Below are 18850 nucleotides of genomic sequence, written 5' to 3'. Positions count from 1 at the left end.
AAAAGTTGCTTAGATGCGATCTAATATAGGAATAATATAAATGAATTTAGCTAAAGTTATTTTTATCAAATTAATTATAGTAGTGATTTGGTTTTCGACAAACATAAATTGTGTTCGAGCAAGTGGATTGGAATACAATAATTTGATCGTCACAAATATCAATCCTTCGAAATGCTTACCTGTTGCATCCGTAATTATAAAAATTCATCACGAAAAAAAAGATCCAGATGATAGTAATTCAGAAAGGTTTGGTTTTCAAGATAACTTTAATGAAGCCGGTTTAAAAACAGAATTCAAAGATTTCATTACAAATCATTTCAGAACCGATGACCTGTATGATTCGACTGCCGTTTTTAAATACTCTGAAATATCGGATAGTTCAAATACGTTCTTCAGATTCATTGGCATAATAACCAGTGGAATAATACCGATAACTATAGATCGCGAGTCAAAAGTTTCTTTGGAAATAGTTGAAAGAAAGAAAGTGCTATTCAGTCAAACCATCGAAGCAAAATGGTCTGCATCATTCTCAATATTTGGATTAAATTTCTGGGGAGATAAAGTTGAAGTAAAGCAAAAGGAAATTATTAATTCATCTTTAGAGTCTTTATTATCTTCGGCAAGCCAGAAACTCAAAGCTGATTGCAGCAGCAAACCTATCAAAACGAAAATATTATAATAAGTTGGTAGGTGATTAGTAATCCTAATCTTTCCATTTATAAGATATGAAATTATTAATACCTATTAATCTTATTTTTTTTCATTAAATAATAATAACAATTTTGCAATTTTCATTAACTGACTATTCACCATTAATGAATGGCTTAGTTATAATTTTTAGTTGTCGTTTGCAAAGAATGATATTAATTTAAAAACTATTTCTATTTACTCTAAAAGAGATTTGTCAATCTTCTTCTTCACCCATTTCAAGATTGAGCGATTTATTTCCATTTTCCGAAATAGTCTCAAGACTATTAAATTCGGAAGCTATTCTATTTAAATTAGCACATATACTAATTACCTTTTCATCCCATTCTGGATTTTTAAAACCAAATAATTCTTTCTCATTCATAACATAAGCCCTCTTCCATTTAAATTCACGCGGATCTACACTCTTTTTACTGAAAGAATTCAAGTTGATACAATTCCTCCTAGCACTATAATTCCAATCATAATTCTCAATGTTTCTTCCAACATCCTCAGCAGTCCCTTTTAAATTATTAAGTTTGTAAGTTTCGATTTTTGCAGAAAATTTATATCGATATTCATATTTTAATGTATCAGGGGGTAAGCTCGCATAACTGTTAAATTCTTGTAGCTGCCATTCTAAACTGATCTTCTCCCGTGGTTTCCTGTAAAAAGCGTTTAATCTATTTGTGCTCACCCTTGCACAAACATTCCATTTTTCGTGCAGTGGATCTTTCGCTTTCGGTAGTAAATATTGTCGCAAATAAGTATTTAAATTCGCCACTGACTTTTGAGCGCATTTACTCCAAGTATAGAATTCAGGTGGTTTATCTTTTTCCTTTAGATAATTTGCATATTTTAATTCCAAATTATTCGCTATTTGTCCAGCGAATTGATGTGGGAATTTCTTACGAAGTCTTTCTTCTTGCCGCGAATCCATATTCCTTACCTTTATGTTTTACAATATCGAATGCTATTTCCACAATTTCCTTTTCAGTGTGGTATCTCTTCAGTTTAGAAAGAGGTCCTAATACAATACAAATATTTTGATATTCATGTCTTCCCCCTAATCGCAAAGGTTTCAAATGCTCCGCTCTCGCATTATCCGGACTTAACTCTCTTCCAGTTAAATAACAAATCTCATCTTGAGCACCGAGTTTCTTATAAAATTCTGGAGGATCAAATTTATAATTTTCAGTTTCCATTACTGATCCATCCTCCTAAAGATTTTCTTATTCTTAGGAAGCTGAGTGTATAATAAATGAGGTAATGAATCTGATTTCAGAACTATACTAAAATCAACTCTCTTGTCATGAGATTCTTTATTGAAGAGCTTTCTCTTTTGAATTAAACCATACTTAAGCCATTTTCTTAAGATGATCATGAGAGTTCTTTTATCTAACTTAAACTTATCTGCAATAAATTGCACTGTAGGGTTTTCTTCCGAAGATTCCTTATAATACTGGATAGAGTTCCATATTTTGAATGAAAGATTTTCATATTTAATCTCTCTCTTTCTTTTGTGTTTAGATTTTTGACTATCTGACCAAAAATCATTAAAACGCTTCATTTCTCCTGCTAAAGCTTTTCTGCTTCGACTTATCGCTTCAGCACTATTAAGATCATATTTATTTTGTTCTTTATTTCTCCTTAATCTTTCTTCTCTTTCAGGCTCCTGGTATTTCCTATCTTTGATAGCTTGGATTAGCCATTTTTTAGTCTCTTTGGAGCTTCTTCTATGGGGATATTTTTCCTGTCCTATCCTCACCACCGTCGCTTCCCTTGCTCCGGTAGATCGTCCCTCCCAGGAAAATTGAGATCCGAAACACCTCTCAGTAATACAATCTAATCCAAAAAACTTAGAAGTCTTAATAAAACTAAATTCATCCAAGTATAACTTACTATATTCAGGTTTTATATAACAGTAACTACTAAAGGATGACTTTAATAATCTAAAACTTCCTTCGATTACCTGATTATGAACTGATAGTTTACAGAATCGATTCCTAGCTAGTTTGTATCTCGCTTCACTACTTTTTGCTGAGTGGTTTACAGATCTATGATTCTTATAAATATTATAAAGCCAAGGATAACCAGAATCTGTAAAAAGCGGTACACTATAAGGAATTTGTTCTACTAACAGTGGTCCTATTGTATTAGCTTTAGTATCTGAAACACTCTCAAAGAAAGCTGGACCATTTTGTATACAAATACCATGAACCAATGTTCCGACTTGCTTACCACCAAGCTTAGGACTAAGAAATATAGAACTAGTTAATCCACCATATCTGTATCTAGATCTACCTTTATTAGCTCTCTGACTAGCACTGTATAAAACGCAAGCATCAGCCGATACATAGGGTTTTAAGCCCATTTTAGGAGCTACATCTGTTTCTGTATCAGGATTAAGTTTAAAACCCTTGTATTCCTCTTCTAAAGCTCTATAAGTAAGAACTTTATATTTTGGTAAATGATCAGAACAGAATAACTGGAATCTTCTCTTTAGTTTTAATGCACTCTTATATTCTATTCCAAGTCTTTTAGAAATCTCTGTAGCTGTAATAACTTTAGGAAACTGTAAAAAAGATTCATGGAATACTACTCCGAACATATATAGAGGTAGTTTCAATCCCATTAAAGGTGTATAACTAAGACGAGACTGTTGTCGGTGGCATTTACTACAGCGAATTATATCTGGTCTAGTAGAGATTTCTTTATCTAATATTCTTTCTTCGCAAGAAGGGTTATTACATTTCTTTGGATAGAAATCATCTAAGAACTTTTTAGTTATTTTTTCATAGAAGTCTGTGTCAATACCTGATTGAAGCTTTCTAGACAGTCTAATAGAGGAGAGATGTTTTCTTAAATTCTTAGGATTGCGCTCTGTATTCTTTTTACCTTCTACCCTACTCTCTTCAGTTACTAAAGTTAAATATTTTGAAGGTTTGTTAGGATTCAACCTTAGAGATCGGATCTCCGTCCAAGAATTTTCAGAGTTTTTAGATAGATCTCTCTTTAAGAACTTATCTCCGAAAGAACAGTTTTTTGATTTTTGGAAAGGACTTGGATTATTCTCTCAAGGTAAATTCGACCAATTGATCATGATAGAAAGAAATCTATCTTCCTATATACTAGATGAAGAAAGCACAAAAGAAGCTGCTGTTTTAAAACAAAAAATTTCAGAATACTTTGCTCCCACTCAGAATGATCAAAATCTAAGACTACTTTATCCTTCTCTCATCTTGGGTTCTTTTACCGGGATCTTACGCTTCCATAGGATTCACGAAAATAACATAGACCCTTCTCTTTTGGAACAATCTGCAGAAATGTTATGGGAAGGGTTTTCGAAAGTTCGCCAATTTCCCGCTCCTAAAAAGAAAGAAAAACATATAAAAAAAGCCTGAATCCTGGGATGGGATGAGTTTTTTTGTCGGAGGTTTATCCCCGATAAGATAGTAAAATAAGAGTTAAAAACTTATTTACTGGGTGGAAATAGAACTAAGGATAAAATCGTCCTTTTCTTATTAAGCACTCAACAAAGACAACAATATGCGGACTCGCTTTCTAATATTTTTAGTCGGATTCGGAATCTTATGCAAACCAATAGAAGTGCATAACCCGGCTATCCCATTTTCGGATGCCTGGTGGGAAACCACCTTTGTCCGTTGCATTTTGGGAGAATTAGATGTTTGTCTTCCAGGACCTGCAATCAGCGGAAACCTTAGCGCAAAATTCGTAAGCAATAATCCAGGAGCAGTTGTTTCTTCTGATCTTACTTGGAAATCGGATACCGACGGACCTTATGACGTTCGAATCGATGCCAGTTCTTGTACAAGTGGAACAAGTTTAACCATAGGAACTGCGACCGCAAACACGGACAATGTGACTACTATCAACGCGAGCCTTCTTCCTTTGGGTGCAAGCTATATCAGAGTTTGTGTTACTGATCCGACAGAAGATGTAACCGGATCCGGAATTTTCAAGATCGTTCGGGATGATACGTATCCTACTGTAAGCACAAATCCTGTAGCCGGCGCTTATAATTCTTCTCAAAATGTTTCTATTATTTGTTCGGATACTGGTGGTGCTGGCTGCGATAAGATCTCTTATGTTACGGACACTTCTACTCCGGATATTGATGGAACAACTGGAACTATAAATGTAGGAACTCAGTACTCTATCCCTATCAATGTTACCGCAAATTCTACCACTTCATTTAAGTATGTAGCAAGAGATAAGGCGGGGAATGTGTCCTCCGTTGATAATGCTGATATTACAGTTGATACTGTTAGCCCTACAGTTTCCGCATTTACTCCAAACAACGGCAGCACAGGGATCAACCTTTTGCCCGGATCTCTTACTATGAATTTTGCCGAGCCAATGAACACCAGCCTAACCATGAATATGACATTAGAAATTTATAATGGAACTTCATGGGTGTCCTCTCCGAACACCAATACATTATTCGATTGGCAGGATTCTCAAACTCTGGTCATCACTGTTAGTTGGACTTATTTTCCTGCAGATTCCCAAATTCGTTGGACCATTCCTGCAAGTTCTCTGAAAGACGAAGCGGGCAATGCTATTAGTCATCAGTCGACATTTACTACAACAAGCGGGACAACTATCGCAGGTGGTCAAACCTATACTGGTCCTACTGCTCACGGAACATATACTTCCGATATTACAACTACAGATACTTCTACCGGACTTGTTTGGAAAACTTGTTGGGAAGGAAGAACAGGAGTTGGCTGTACTGGAACACCAAACGAAATGACCTGGGCAAACGCGTTAGACGGCTGCGCTTACTTGAATAGCTCCAATGGGGCAGGAATTGGATACGCAGATAGAGAAAACTGGAGACTGCCTACAGTCCAAGAATTGTCCACTTTGATGGAAGGAAGTAGCGCTCCTTATATCAATACAACTGCATTTCCAAATCCGGTCACTACCGCTACTTGGACCGCGACCAGAGGGGATGCTACAACTCCTTTCGAAAAATATGCAAAAACGGTCGTATTCTTGTACGGAATTGCAAATGAATTCGATAAAGGGCTAATCTACGCAGTTCATTGTGTAAGCGACTGATCTTATTTTGCTAGTAAACTAGGATGATATCCTTCCGGGGTTTCGTATCCCATAATATCTAAGATCGTAGCCGCAACATTCGCAAGTCCTGGGTCTTTTAGATCTGTTCTTAATTTAATCTTGTTTTCAGGGTCCAAAACACTGAAGGGAACAGGATTTAAGGTATGAGAAGTTTTAGGGACCGGTTTTCCTTCTTTGTCCTTCTCCACATTTCCTTTTTTGTCAAGCTGGTACATCTCATCAGCATTTCCGTGGTCTGCACTCACTAGCAGAACCACATTATTTTTTTTGCATGCTTCTGCGAGACGGCTCATACATCCATCCAGGAATTCCATGGCTTCAACAGTTGCTTTGTAATTTCCTGTATGACCGACCATATCTCCGTTCGGAAAATTGATCCTATAGAAATCGGAATGATTTTCTCCTAAAACCTTTTCAAGTTCAGCAGTGATTGCCTGTGCTTTCATCTCAGGAGTTTGGTCGAATGGAATTACGTCGGAAGGAATTTCCTTATATTCTTCGCTCTTGGAATCGAACTTTCCGGAACGATTCCCATTCCAAAAGAATGTTACGTGTCCGTATTTCTGCGTTTCGGATAACGCGTATTGGTTGATCCCCGACTTGGCCATATACTCACCCAAGGTACGATCAATTGCAGGCGGACTTACTAAAAATCGCTCAGGTAATTGTAAATCCCCGTCGTACTGCATCATTCCTGCATAACATACTTCTGGAAAATTCCCTCTATCGAATTTATCGAATTTTTTCTGAGTGAATGCTTGCGAGATCTCAATCGCTCTGTCCCCTCTGAAATTTGTAAATACTACAGAGTCTCCGTTGAGAATTTTTCCGACAGGCTTTCCGGATTCTTCTATAACAAAACTTGGAAGATACTGATCGATTACCGCCGGATCTTCTTTTCTAAAAGTTTCGATGGCGGTTTTCGCATCAGGAAAAGTTCTACCTTCTCCATGAACATGGATCTTCCAACCTCTTTCTACCATGGACCAATCCGCTTCGTAACGGTCCATGGTGATCGTCATTCTTCCTCCGCCGGATGCAATCTTTACATCAGCACCTTTGGACCTGAGTGTGGTCAGCCATTCTTCAAAAGGGATCAAGTAATCTAAAGCAGACTTTTCGGGCACGTCCCTTCCGTCTAGAAGAACATGTAATCTGATCCTTGGGACCTTCTCCTCTATTGCTGCTTGGATCAAAGATTTTGTGTGATCGATATGTGCGTGAACATTTCCGTCGGAAAAAAGACCGATCAAATGTAATGTGGAATTTTTTGTTTTAGTATTTTCTACAATTTCTTTCCAAGCTTTTCCTTCGAATAACAATCCTTTGGCGATAGAGTTATTGACTAGCTTAGCGCCTTGATCGAAAATACGCCCGCAACCCAATACATTATGGCCTACTTCGGAGTTTCCCATGTCCTCGTCAGAAGGCATACCAACTGCAGTTCCGTGTGCTTTTAAAAGTATAGTGGGGGATTCTTTCCAAAGTTTATTGAGAAAAGGAAGATTGGCGCCTGCAATCGCGTTCCCGAATTCGGGGCCTTTAGGAGTATAACCTACGCCGTCTAAAATTACGAATAATAGCTTTTTGGGAGAGAAGGGACTCTTTTTCTTCAGTTGCATTCTATTCCAGGAAAGCCCGTCCCTATGCTTCGTCAAGAGGATTCACATAACGACTTCGGCATACGTCCTTCGGTTTATGCAGGTTTTATAGAAAAAGAAGGAAGATTTAGGTTTTTCGGTGGAAGCGTTTAGAATGCATTATATGATGGTTTTGAATATTCTTAGGGATACTCACATATTCATGCGAATATCCCACTGCAACTATATGCTAAATTATTAATATTACTTATTTATAGACGAAGATGAACGCAAAAGGTCCCAAACCCTTAGATCCAAATACAGGCAACGTAGCCGTTCCCAGCTTCTTAAGAGTTAAGAAGTTAAACGAAGTAGTGAGTTACTATATGAACGACAAGATAACTCACTCTGTCTACAAAGCCATTTCTGCAGCGACATCTTTTAAGAATGTAAAAAAAAGACAATTATTCGAACCTCATCATAAAGTTCCGGAAGTCGGAGAGTTAGGCCCAAAGGATATTGATCTTCACTTAAAACGTCTATTAGAAGATGGCACTGTTTCCCAACTTGCATACTTAATCAGCGACAGCGCCGAAAAACAACCGGAAGCACTTCCTTGTTACGCTTCTTTTCCGGAAGCAGAATCTTTGGATTTGAGTAGGATCTATTTAGAGCTTCTGGATTATTCCGTTTCTTCTCTCTTGAATTATCTGGATAGAAAAGCAGAAACAAGTAAAACCCTGCTTTGGGAAAATTTGGAATCGGATCTAGAATGGGGCGCGAGGAAGGAAGCAGCTTTCCCACAGTTATTTTTATATTTAAGACAAACTTTCCAGAACGAACATTTCAGAATTCCCGCAAATCCGGAGTTCATTAAGGATTTTTTATTCGAATTAGAAGACGATCTTCATAAAAAAGGAAGAGTCATAGATGTTCCGGGGTATGGACTTTTTGGGATCAAAAATTCCAAAGAAGCGGTCGAGATCATGGATTATGTGGATGATTTTATCCAATCTAAAGGAACAAAACAGTTACGCCACGTTCTGATTGATGAATTCCAAAAGATCGCCATGGAAGAAAAATTATATTATTCTAATACTTCCAACCCGGAGACCACAAAATTCAAGGCAGAAAGAGCCGAAGCTTTTGCAAGAGCCTTACCCGGCACTCTAAGCCCGGGAACTCCAGGAATGTTGAGTGTGGTTTTAGTTCGTAGCCTTTCCGAACTCGCAGAAAAAGAACTTCACAAACAATCCGCTGAAAGAGATCGAAACAGATTCCATGATATCAAAAGGAATCTTCTCTCCGAATCAGGTTCTTGGGAAAAGAAGGTCCTTTTAGCCCCGGATAAAGAATTTAAATCCTATCCGGAAGAATTAAAACGAATGCTGATAGATGATTTGGAAATCGGTTATTCCACCTGGGAAACTAAAACCACTACCATTCATGCATTCTTTCACAAAAACGCAAATAGCGTCAGACAGATTATTCTAAGTTTAGGAGCGGCCACAAACGTCGAAACTTGGAAAATTCTCTGTATCAGACAACTTGTAGAATCAAATGAGCCGCAAATCAAATCGATATTCAGAGAACCAGATCTGGTTAAGGCTTATGGAAAAGTATTAAGAAAAGGTTATTTAGATTATTTCCCATGGTATTATACCATTCTGGATCTTCTCGGAATCGGGAGGATCTTCCAAGATATATTCTTTGCCCAAGCAAAAGAAAAGATCAAAGGACAGCAGAACCAGCTCAAGATCAGAAATCACGAAACTTCTAAAAAAGAGGAACAGGTAAAGATCCAGGAAAAGATCAAAGAAGAAGAAAAAATTCGCTCTGCAGAACAGAAGTCCAAAATTTCTTCCGCAATGGACGAATTTTATTTTAGACGCAGTGTTCCACCTACTGCGTCCGAGATCCAAGGAAACATTGGAGAATTCCCCGCGGATCTATATTATCAAATTCTGGATCGCGAAAAGTTCGTTTTTATCCCTTGGGAAAAAGGAAAGGAAAGAATGGACCAGATCCTTTGTTATCCTGCAAACGAATCCTTCAGAAACAAGGCTAGAGAATTACACAGGATCTTAGCCGAAAGGATGGAAGTTATACAAAACAAAGTTAGGACCGCCGAGGAAGAAGATAGTAGGAGCAGGATAACAAAAGTGATCAAACATGTAGACGACTGGTTTGCCTCTCATAAATCTTCTTCAGATAAAGTAACTCTTCAAAAAGGAAGAGCAGATTCCGACGATCCTTACGAATCTTTCCGAAAGGAAATTGATAAATTAAGAAAAGTAGATACAACCTAAGGGATGTTTTTTCAATAACAAACTCCGTTCGGTCCATAAATCTAAAATCTAAACAGATACGTTTAGATATTTTTTTCTAAAAAAGTGAGCAAAAACTCGCATTCTGTTTTGTAGCTTTATCCGAAGGCTATTTCCAAAGAATGAAGTTTATCTCCGTCAAATCCTTATTTGTATTTTTATCATTTTCCATTTTCGCATGCAACCAAGCCAAAGAAATCTCTATGGATTCTAGTAAACCCATCGGAATGGTATTGGATCTGAACTTCTCCGAAATTTTAGCAGGAACCAATGGAGGTTCCGGAACCATGGAAATAGAATATGATTCCACTCAAACCGTTGGAGAAAGTATCGTAAGCGATATTTCCCTGAATCTTTCTGCGTTTTACGGATCAGATCCGGTAATTTACAATTTTTCTATCATTAGCGGACCTTCTTCAGCCGTTCTACAAACTAGTAGTATCAGTTTTTCTAATACTTCTACTAAGATCCTTTCGATAGAAAGAGAACCTGACGAGGACTGTTTAGAAGAAGAGATCAAAGTTCAGGCGGTAAGACAAAGTGACTCCATCACCCAAGAGATCATTTTGAAAACCACGGACGATGATTATTGTATGTTCGTGGCAAGAAACTGGTCCAGAAAAGATCCTGCGGCTTCTAACCCTCCCGGTTATAATGGGAATTTTAAAGCATTATATTCGGAGGCTACGGACGGGCTCAGCGCGGCGGATCTCGAATGTGCAACAGAAAAGAATTTTAAATTTTCTGAATATCCTGGAACCGCAGCTTCTTATAAGGCAATGCTCGCCAGTCATTCTCCTATCAGAAGTATGGCAAGTGGTTGGAGTTGGACTCCTTTCGGCCCAAGTAGAAGATATGTTTCCAAAGCGGAATTTTCAGGCACCTGGAGAACCGTTTTTGGAACAGGGACCTCTCTTCCTCCCAAAGATTTTTCTGGAGGAAGTTTCACAAATTCAGTCTCGGATATAGGTTATCAGATCTGGACCGGTATGTTATCCAACTGGCATTATATGGATACGAATACCTGCGATTCTAACACCGGAAAAAGTTGGGAAAATTCTGATCCTGGAGTCTCTGGTAGCAGAGGCCAAACTACTACCAATTCTGGTGCGATTTACGGGATCAATGGGGACTGCTCTACCCCGGCAAATTTAATTTGCGTCCAAACAGTGAAGTAGGAAAAAGTGAGCAAAAACTCGCAATTTGATTTGTGATCTTTAAAAAGAAATTAACCGACCAGGAACTATGAATTCGAATCCAAAGATCCTTTTCAGATTTATCCCGATCGTATCGTTATTCTCCTTATTCTCTTTTTGCAATCAAGCAAACCCGATCAATTTGGACGGCAGCAGCAGTGCTGCCGGCGTTCTTTTGAATGTTGTTTTACCAAGTATTATCGGAACAGAGATAGTTCCGGAAGGTCTTCCGCAACTTTCCTCTAACGTAATGTACGATGCGGGGAATACATATATAGATCTTACATTTTCCGAACAAAACTCTGTGGACGAGAACTTTACGATGCAGATTGAAAGTTATACCACCGTGTCCTCGCCTAGCTTCGTGGGTTATAATACATTTACTCTTCCTGCAAACACAGGGACTCATTCTGTCGGTTTTGCGTTAAATGCGGACGATGATAATTGTTTAGATCGTTCAGGAGACAAGTTCAGTTTCAGAATTACGAAAGATTCTACTGGAGATACTTTCGTATATGATGTAACCGTAAAGGATGGAGATTATTGTATTTTCGGATCTTCCGCCAAGACCCTGGCTCAATTAGGTGGGCTCGGAGCAATGGACAATCATTGTAAAAACTTAGCGAGTGCAAAAGGTCTGCCTCGAAATTCTGCATATTATAAAGCAATGGTTGGCGCTCTTTCCACTACCTATGGAGATAGAAATCCTGGAGAAACTTTGTCTTCTACCTCCTTCTTCCGAGCCAATAAAAGATACGTTCGCAAACAAGGGAATGGAACTTGGGTAAAAGTCTTTTCCATCGGCGGGACCTGGCCCTTAAGTTCAGACTTTGATAATCCATTGATTGATTCAGGAGAATATTGGACTGGAATGCATTCGGGTTGGGGAAGAATGGACAATAATACCTGTCTCAACGGCACTGAAAGCTGGACAAATGCGAGCAGTTCTTCTAGCGGAAATTTAGGTACCTCGAGTGTAGTTACAGGAGACGCGGCTTATATGACGCTTTCCAGTTGTGATTCTCCTCTGGCGCTGCCGTTTATTTGCGTTTATTCCCCGAATTAAACCAAAAAAATCGTTCAATTTTTATCCTGCTTGGCTGTTTTCTTACTTTAAGGGGTATTTTCCTCTGAGAGATCGGGCGGGTGCGAATATGAAAGGTTCTAAATCATTAAAGGCTGCTTTCATCCTATTATGTCTTACTTTATGGATTTCCAAGTGTAATAATGCGGAATCCACTGCCTTAGATGGAAGTAAGCCAAGCTTAGCCGGTGCGATCACAATCGATCCTTCTATTTTCTGGAATTTATTCAACATCCTTCCCCCGTATCCTTTAATTGGTTATTATAACGAAGGAGAAACCACTTTCTCTGTAGAGGAAAATGGCGAAGCAGATATTACAATCGGTATTGAAAACCCGCCTACAGACGGAAGCACGATCCAATATAGATTTTACCCTAATGACAATATCTATTTCGGAACGGATCTAGATCCGAATACTGACGCATCCCTAGGTTATTTAACTATAAGTTTCGCCCCAAATCCTCAAAACTCAAACTTCGATTATAAGACCACCATGAATATCAACGGAGCGCAAGACGAGAATTGTTTAAGCACAGTATATAATCTTGTCGCAGTAGATGTAGATTCCGGAATTTCTCAAACATTGAAAGTCAAAGTAAATGATATTGATAAATGTATCTTTGTAGCTACGAATAACGGAGCAGGTTACGCGGGAAACTTTGCTAAAAAGGCAATCGATAATTCAACTTTTGCAGGCCCGGTAGAGGTTGCGGATGATATTTGTAACTCAAATGTTCCTGATGGAGTTAATAAAGACGTTGCTTATAAAGCTATGCTAGTGGTAAGTTATAGTCCGAGCGGCAACCTCAGAAACACCAGTACCGCTGATCGGGTGTTTAACACCTATACTAAATATTATAGCCAGGGTGGTAAGAAGTTAGCATATAGTTTCATTTCTTCTACTACGATCGGATTTGCAAATGCGGATCAGTGGGCGAATGCTCTCGGAACTTCAGGCAGAATATGGACAGGCTTCAGTTCTATAGATTGGACAGCCGGTTCTCCTACAACAACTCAATGTGGAGGATTGGCTCCTTCAGGAGCACCTTATTCTTCTTGGTATTCTTCCACAGCAACCGGAACCCAAGGACTTCTTACTGCAGTAAATGGAAACTCTATTGCAGAAATGACGACTACTGATCCGGCAGTGGTGATCCCAACTCTATGTTCTCAGAAACGTAATATTGTCTGCGTAGGGCAATAAGCTGGATGGTGCCAGAGGTTTTACAGAGGAAGAATTACATTCTTCCTCTGTAAACTAGGTTATTTTCCGAGCGCTATTGCTTATTAAACGAATAGAGCCAATCTGACAGAGTCTATAAAGGGTCCCTCAATAAGGGACCTTCTATTTTCGAACATACCTACGATTTATATACTATTCCCATTCATTTTAGTAAAAAAATTATCACCCAGAAAAAAAAGAATCAAACAGCTTAAAGCCGATTGTTGCCTTTGTTATGGGGAAAACTATCCAAATTTCCCCTCTTCGAAATGGAGAATACAAATGAAAAGATTCCTGAATTCAAACAAGATCATAAATGGATTTTACCTATTAATTCACGGATGTTTTCTACTCTCATTCTTATTGGTGCAAGGCTGTAATAATGCCAAGGCGATCAGCATAGATGCAAGCTCTTCCGCCATAGGCGCCTTGCTCTCTGACGGTAACTTTGGTGTATTCGGTAATTTTGGAGATGCGGGTGGAACTTCTCCTGCTGCCACTTCTCCAGTAAACGTTTCTCTAAGCGGTTATGTAAATGTTACCTCCAACGATTTAAGTCTTACTTTATCCGATTCAACGGACAGTACAACGCAAACTTTGGCATTAACTGCAAATGGTTCTTTTTCTTTTTCTACAGAACTTACCAGTGGGGATTCCTATTCGATCTCACTAGATTCCTACACTCAAGGACAGTCTTGTAGTATCTCCACAAATGCAAGTGGAACCGCAGGTACGACCGGAACTGCTACAATTGTTTGCGAAAGACAATTAGCGATCGCTGCCGGATGGAAAACAAGCTCCGGAACTCCAGTCCTAAAATTATTCGGAGTAGATCATTCTGCTTCTCCATATTCAGTAACTCAGAATCTTTCGCTTACGGTTGGAGGATCACCAAGCTCTGTTGATCCGGAACTGGTTTGGAACGGAACAAATTATCTACTTGTTTGGAAATCTGCCGATACGACCATCAAAGGGCAATATTACGATATAAGACTTACGGCAGTTGGCACAGCTTTTACGATTTATACTGGGACTGGAGTGACTATCGGGAAAGTTTCCGCCACTTATAATCCAAGCGGAGAATTTGCAGTGGTTTGGACTGAGGCCGCTTCTACAAGAGCTACAAAATACCAAAGGATTAATTCTACTACCGGTGCTCTTGTTGGAAGTGCGACTACCATTGTTTCTTCAACGGTCACAAACTTTTATAATGCAGATGTTATTTGGAATGGTAGCCTTTATTATGCAGTATTCCGTCAAAGCACCGGTAATTTTACCAATAACTCATTGACAATCTATAGTTTTACAACCGGAACTGCTACTTCTGTCAAAACTTATACTGCAACAACTGGCTCCGATTCTCTGCCTTTGGATTATCCTTCTATACTGACCCAAGGTTCTAATGTTTGGCTATTTTATAGCCAAACAAATACGGACGGTTCCGGAAATATCAGTGGTTCCACTTTAAAAAATTCTAAAAATTTCCAAACTACTCCTGCTGTTATGAGAACCGAAATAAATCCTTACGGATGTGGCCCAGAAGGAGGAGGAGATCAATACATGATTTCCTCAGCAGCAATAGCAAGTATCACAAATCTTTTAATTTCTTATGACTCAGTATGTGCAGATGTCGGAGGAACTTACAACGAGGTTTCCGATCTCCCTGTTACGATCTCTTCTGGAGCAGCAGGAAGTGCAACGGATTATTCTGATTCTGAAATAGGCGCTGGTGGAGGCGGTCCTAGCCCTAGCCAAACCATGGGATCTTCCATTACATGCAGAACGAACGCTTGCTTTATCAGTGTAGGAAACGAATCTTACGACGCGATCTATCTATTCGATCCGGATTTTAGCGGCAATATTGTCGGAGGAACTTCACAGATTTATCCTACTGATGCAAGCGGTATCCAAAATCCTGTAACAGTAATTCAATAATCAATAAACTTCTTAAAAATAAAAAAACTCGGGCCACTTTTACTGGGATCCGAGTTTTTTATTTTAGGTAGAAGTGATCTTTTGAACTAAAATAACTTATTTCCAATAAGCTTCTAGTAACGGATCTCGTATTTGAGTTCCCCATTCCAACCTAAACCATTCCCCCCAACAGTCATAGGTTGGTAGGAAGGAGCAAAGCTGAATCTAATACCTGAGCTAGGTCCTTCTGCGACCCCTTGCTCCGCTTTTACTCCTAAATAATAGGAATAGAAGAGCTGTAATCCATAAGCAATCCCAAACAAATATTGGTAATTATTAGATTCTTCCGCAAGGCCTTGGTAATGATTGAATGCACCCTTATTCACCAAGAAGGCTCCGATCAAACGTTGGGTAGTATTTGCAGGTAAAGAAAGGACAGGATCGTTCAATGCAAATATGAAATAATTTCTTGCATTCTCCTCGTAAGCGCCTTTAGCATCTCCAAAATCATTCTGCGCCTTAACAGCCAAATAAACCGCCCCTAAAGTAGCTACAAATGCCGCAGAAGCCCTGTATTTTTTGTCTGCCTTCCAAATTCCCCAACCAGGAACAACTGCCGATCTGAGTGAATAATCCCAGCGAGGCTTTTGGTACCATCTCTGGACGGCTACTTCTTCCTCGGTCTTTTTCGGTTCGTCTTTAGGTTTAACAGGATCCTTTTTCACTTCCTGTTTTGGAGCATCTTTTAAATTCAATTCAGCAATCTCTGTTTTTGGAATGGTTAGGACCTTTCCATCCACTTCGATCTGAACTTCCGAGCGGGTTTGGTTTACCACTTTCCCTTGCAGCACCTTTCCGTTTTTCAAGGTTAGACTAGAACCAAAAAGGGAATGGGAAACAGTTAGGAAACAAATTGCAAAAAGCCAACGATAAGGCATAATCTATCTTAAATCCCTTTGATTTAGGATTACAGACACTAAAATTGTCTGCCTATACCGTTTTAAAACGGATTGCTTTCTACAAGAAAAAACCGAATTTACTTGAAAAAAGACCAATAGAAAAAAATTTCTATTCTACCGTGTCTGAAACCTTGTTTTTCGAAAAACTATACAATAAAAACAAGGACCACTTGTTTTCATTTATTCGGCGCTCTGTCCAAGATGAATCCACAGCCTTGGACCTATTACAAGACACTTTTTTGAACTTCTTTAAACATTATTCCGGCAAGGAATTACCGGATGAGCAGGTTTCGAGGATGATCTTATTTAGGATCTCCAGGAATCTAATGATCAACCACGGCAAGTCCTATTATCAAAAGAACGTTGCTCTCGTTGGTGAGGAAACTTCTTCTTTATTCGGCTCCAAAGGCCAAGGTCCTGAGAGCCAGGTCCTGGACGAGATGGAAGCCCAAAATCTCGGAAAAATCATAAGCGAATTATTGAGCACCTTACCGGAAGAACAAAAGACCGCTATAGAGCTACGTTATTCTCAAGGCTGCAAATTGGAAGAGATAGCCTCCGTATTGGACTTATCCGTATCCGGAGTTTCCAGGCTTCTGGAAAGAGCAGAAAAGCAGCTTTTACAAGAGGGAAAGAAGAGAGGTATCCAACCTTCTTCTTTTCTAAAATCCTAGGATTTTCGCCAAAATATGTATTTCGAACAATTGATTCATTTCGTCAAAAAAGCCATCTCCACTCAAAAAAATGAGCAAGGTACCAGTGCTCAGTTTGTTGATCCAACTGAGCGGGCAGGACAATGTCAACAGGCCCGGAACTAAGGATACGGTAAAGAGGATGGAAAGAATGAACCCTGAATTCCAAACATTCGCAGAGCTCCTCAAAAAGTCTCTACCGAATTCTAAGGCACCGGACTTCGATCCAAAATGGATCGGCATGTCTCCTCGCTTCTCTGTGGAGGCAAATATCATGCAATCTCCTACTAAGGACAATGTAGTTCAACTGAGCGGCTCCAAAAATAAAGTATGGTTCTTAGCTGCGGCAGCAATCTTATTCGTAGGGATTGGAGCCGGAACTTATTTCACTATTTTCAAAAAAGAAGCCGCCCCTGTAGCCGAAGGCACGCTGCTTAAAGCGGCAGTCGTATTCGTTAAAGGCGAAGCGAAGAATGTAAAAGAGGCTCCTGTCGCATTACATTTAGGTGATATACTTAGCGAAGGCGATAAGATCGTAACAGGCAAAGGTGGATCGATCGATATCGGTCTGACTGATTCCAGTGTGATCCGTCTAAAAGAAAACTCTGAGTTAGTTCTCAAAAGTTTAAGACAAACGGACGCTTCTCAAATCAGGATTTCCTTAATGTCAGGTAAGATCCTGAACTTAGTCGAGAAGGAAAAGAAAAACGCAAACTACTTCGTAGATACTCCTACTGTGGTGGCTGCGGTCCGAGGAACTTCATTCGAAGTTAATGCTTCTGATAAAGAATCTTCTGTCTTTGTTGTCGAAGGTGCTGTCGAAGTAACTCCTTTGATCCATGACAAGACTGAAAAAGCTTTAATCACCGGCGGATTGATCATTGTCACAGACGAAAAAGTCATAGTGATCGAAGATACAAAACGTGCTAAAGCAGAAGGTCCTGAATACGGCGACATGCGCAAAAACTTGAGCGGTCTTGACAAAGAGGTTTTAGCTTCTACTCAAAACTTAAAGACTGCTAAGACCGAGCAAGAGCTGGAAGAACTTTACGATAAGAGTATCGAACACATTATCATGAAAGACGGCCGCGATATCAGAGGTGTAGTGGTTTCTCAGAAAAAAGGAAAGCTGATCGTTCAAACCCTGAAAGGATCTTATATCCTGGATGAGAATTCGGTCGAAAAGATCATCTATTAAGAAAAATTAATAGATAGCTCCTAAAGTGTAAACCCGGGACTTATCCCGGGTTTTTTTATGTCTGCTTAAACGGACCATTCACCTAATTTTTTATCAAAGGAGAAGGACCCGGCTCCTCTGAATAAAAGGGAGAGCGCCGCAGACACTGCTAAAATATGGTATTCGAAACCTTCTCCGCCTTTGTCTCCGAACCAATTCATAAAAAAACCGTAATCTCTGTGAGTGAAACCTGCGACTGTTAAAGTGATCGCAAGTCCCAAGGCCCAGAACCTGGTCAAAAATCCGAATATAAAACAGATCGTTCCAATGAATTCAAAACCGATCACTAAAACTCCAAGGACATAAGGAACACCAAGTGTCTCAGTAAAATAATCCATGGCGGTATAAAACCCGGAACCTTCGAACCAACCCAATGCCTTTTGGGCTCCATGAGGGAAGATACAAATCGCAAGGCCCAATCTTAGAAATACAGGCCCTAAACCTTCTTTCGTTTGAAATAAATTATATAACATGCCGAATCTGCATCCTAAACCCAAATCAGAACAGATTTCCATTCTAATTTACATTCTCCAGGTTTCGCAACAGGCTTAGAGACCAAAATAGGTTGTCGAAAGGGGTATTTCCGTAAATTTTGGCAATACGAACGCACGGAAGGTACCTATGTCTGAAGAGACAGCCGAAAAGAAGAACAAAAAAATCAACAAGATGAGCGCCGGGGAGCTTGATCAAGCTCTGAAAGACGCAGTCGAGAAGATGAACGGGGAAACGAGCAAGTACGTACAACATCTTAAAGCGAGAAAAGAAGAACTCGCGAATAAGAAGTAAGCACTACTTTCAAAACCCACAAAAGCCCTCCGCGGACTCGTGCGGAGGGATCTCATA

At 39.4% G+C, this 18850-nt stretch carries 17 protein-coding genes; 11 read left to right on the top strand and 6 right to left on the bottom strand.

From position 1 onward, the window contains the following. The first annotated feature begins 40 nt into the window (after positions 1-40). A complete protein-coding gene (locus CH352_RS00810; RefSeq protein ID WP_100708294.1) occupies positions 41-679 on the top strand; it encodes a hypothetical protein in 639 nt (212 codons plus the stop codon). A 225-nt stretch (positions 680-904) separates the two neighbouring features. Here the strand turns inward: CH352_RS00810 and CH352_RS00805 are convergent, their stop codons facing one another. The 3 genes from CH352_RS00805 to CH352_RS19215 are packed head-to-tail and all read right to left on the bottom strand — an operon-like array spanning position 905 to position 3646. After that, on the bottom strand, positions 905-1627 hold the full coding sequence (locus CH352_RS00805; protein ID WP_100708295.1) for a hypothetical protein: 723 nt from the start codon (positions 1625-1627) through the stop codon (positions 905-907). Further along, positions 1596-1892, bottom strand: coding sequence for a hypothetical protein (locus CH352_RS00800; protein WP_100708296.1), 297 nt, complete (start codon positions 1890-1892; stop codon positions 1596-1598). The genes CH352_RS00805 and CH352_RS00800 overlap by 32 nt, the downstream gene beginning before the upstream one ends. After that, positions 1892-3646, bottom strand: a complete 1755-nt coding sequence (locus tag CH352_RS19215) for a transposase (RefSeq protein WP_100733499.1) — start codon at positions 3644-3646, stop codon at positions 1892-1894. Before CH352_RS19215 ends, CH352_RS00800 begins: the two co-directional genes overlap by 1 nt. Between CH352_RS19215 and CH352_RS00790 the strand changes: the two genes are divergently transcribed. Together CH352_RS00790 and CH352_RS00785 are read left to right on the top strand one after the other, a co-directional pair. After that, complete coding sequence (locus tag CH352_RS00790; protein WP_244283355.1) at positions 3633-4091, top strand: TetR family transcriptional regulator C-terminal domain-containing protein; 459 nt, start codon at positions 3633-3635, stop codon at positions 4089-4091. The two genes, CH352_RS19215 and CH352_RS00790, sit on opposite strands and share 14 nt — an antisense overlap. Before the next feature lie 145 nt (positions 4092-4236). Beyond that, the gene (locus tag CH352_RS00785) at positions 4237-5775 is read left to right on the top strand and encodes an Lcl C-terminal domain-containing protein (protein ID WP_100708127.1); all 1539 of its coding nucleotides are present in this window, start codon (positions 4237-4239) and stop codon (positions 5773-5775) included. Positions 5776-5777: 2 nt separating this feature from the next. Here the strand turns inward: CH352_RS00785 and gpmI are convergent, their stop codons facing one another. Further along, complete coding sequence (gene gpmI / locus CH352_RS00780; RefSeq protein ID WP_100708126.1) at positions 5778-7418, bottom strand: 2,3-bisphosphoglycerate-independent phosphoglycerate mutase; 1641 nt, start codon at positions 7416-7418, stop codon at positions 5778-5780. 242 nt (positions 7419-7660) lie between these two features. On the opposite strand from gpmI, the gene CH352_RS00775 reads away from it, so the two are divergent. The 5 genes from CH352_RS00775 to CH352_RS00755 all read left to right on the top strand — a co-directional run bounded on the left by CH352_RS00775 (position 7661) and on the right by CH352_RS00755 (position 15140). After that, complete coding sequence (locus tag CH352_RS00775) at positions 7661-9685, top strand: hypothetical protein (RefSeq protein ID WP_100708125.1); 2025 nt, start codon at positions 7661-7663, stop codon at positions 9683-9685. Positions 9686-9825: 140 nt separating this feature from the next. Then, positions 9826-10881 carry a hypothetical protein gene (locus CH352_RS00770; RefSeq protein WP_125169487.1) on the top strand — a complete coding sequence of 352 codons (1056 nt, stop codon included), beginning with the start codon at positions 9826-9828 and terminating at the stop codon, positions 10879-10881. A 67-nt stretch (positions 10882-10948) separates the two neighbouring features. Then, complete coding sequence (locus CH352_RS00765; RefSeq protein WP_100708123.1) at positions 10949-11965, top strand: DUF1554 domain-containing protein; 1017 nt, start codon at positions 10949-10951, stop codon at positions 11963-11965. 88 nt (positions 11966-12053) lie between these two features. Beyond that, positions 12054-13187, top strand: coding sequence for a hypothetical protein (locus CH352_RS00760; RefSeq protein ID WP_100708122.1), 1134 nt, complete (start codon positions 12054-12056; stop codon positions 13185-13187). Positions 13188-13487: 300 nt separating this feature from the next. Next, a complete protein-coding gene (locus CH352_RS00755) occupies positions 13488-15140 on the top strand; it encodes a hypothetical protein (protein WP_100708121.1) in 1653 nt (550 codons plus the stop codon). Between the two features lie 113 nt (positions 15141-15253). Here CH352_RS00755 and CH352_RS00750 read toward each other — a convergent pair whose 3' ends face one another. Further along, entirely contained in the window at positions 15254-16057 is an 804-nt protein-coding gene (locus CH352_RS00750; RefSeq protein WP_100708120.1) for an LA_0442/LA_0875 N-terminal domain-containing protein, read from the bottom strand. Positions 16058-16197: 140 nt separating this feature from the next. On the opposite strand from CH352_RS00750, the gene CH352_RS00745 reads away from it, so the two are divergent. Together CH352_RS00745 and CH352_RS00740 are read left to right on the top strand one after the other, a co-directional pair. Beyond that, positions 16198-16752, top strand: coding sequence for an RNA polymerase sigma factor (locus CH352_RS00745; RefSeq protein WP_423789722.1), 555 nt, complete (start codon positions 16198-16200; stop codon positions 16750-16752). 160 nt (positions 16753-16912) lie between these two features. After that, positions 16913-17968, top strand: a complete 1056-nt coding sequence (locus CH352_RS00740) for a FecR family protein (protein WP_100708119.1) — start codon at positions 16913-16915, stop codon at positions 17966-17968. A gap of 65 nt (positions 17969-18033) precedes the next feature. On the opposite strand, the gene CH352_RS00735 is transcribed toward CH352_RS00740, so the two are convergent. Beyond that, positions 18034-18480 (bottom strand): DoxX family protein, encoded by a 447-nt coding sequence (locus CH352_RS00735; RefSeq protein ID WP_100708136.1) that lies wholly within the window; start codon positions 18478-18480, stop codon positions 18034-18036. Positions 18481-18628: 148 nt separating this feature from the next. Between CH352_RS00735 and CH352_RS18965 the strand changes: the two genes are divergently transcribed. Beyond that, entirely contained in the window at positions 18629-18793 is a 165-nt protein-coding gene (locus tag CH352_RS18965; RefSeq protein ID WP_165780203.1) for a hypothetical protein, read from the top strand. Positions 18794-18850: the final 57 nt, after the last annotated feature.

The organism is Leptospira hartskeerlii, assembly GCF_002811475.1.
In the GTDB taxonomy this organism is placed as follows: Bacteria; Spirochaetota; Leptospiria; order Leptospirales; family Leptospiraceae; genus Leptospira_B; species Leptospira_B hartskeerlii.
The sequence above is the reverse complement of the archived record's forward strand: the minus strand, read 5'-3'. Positions and strand labels throughout refer to the sequence as shown.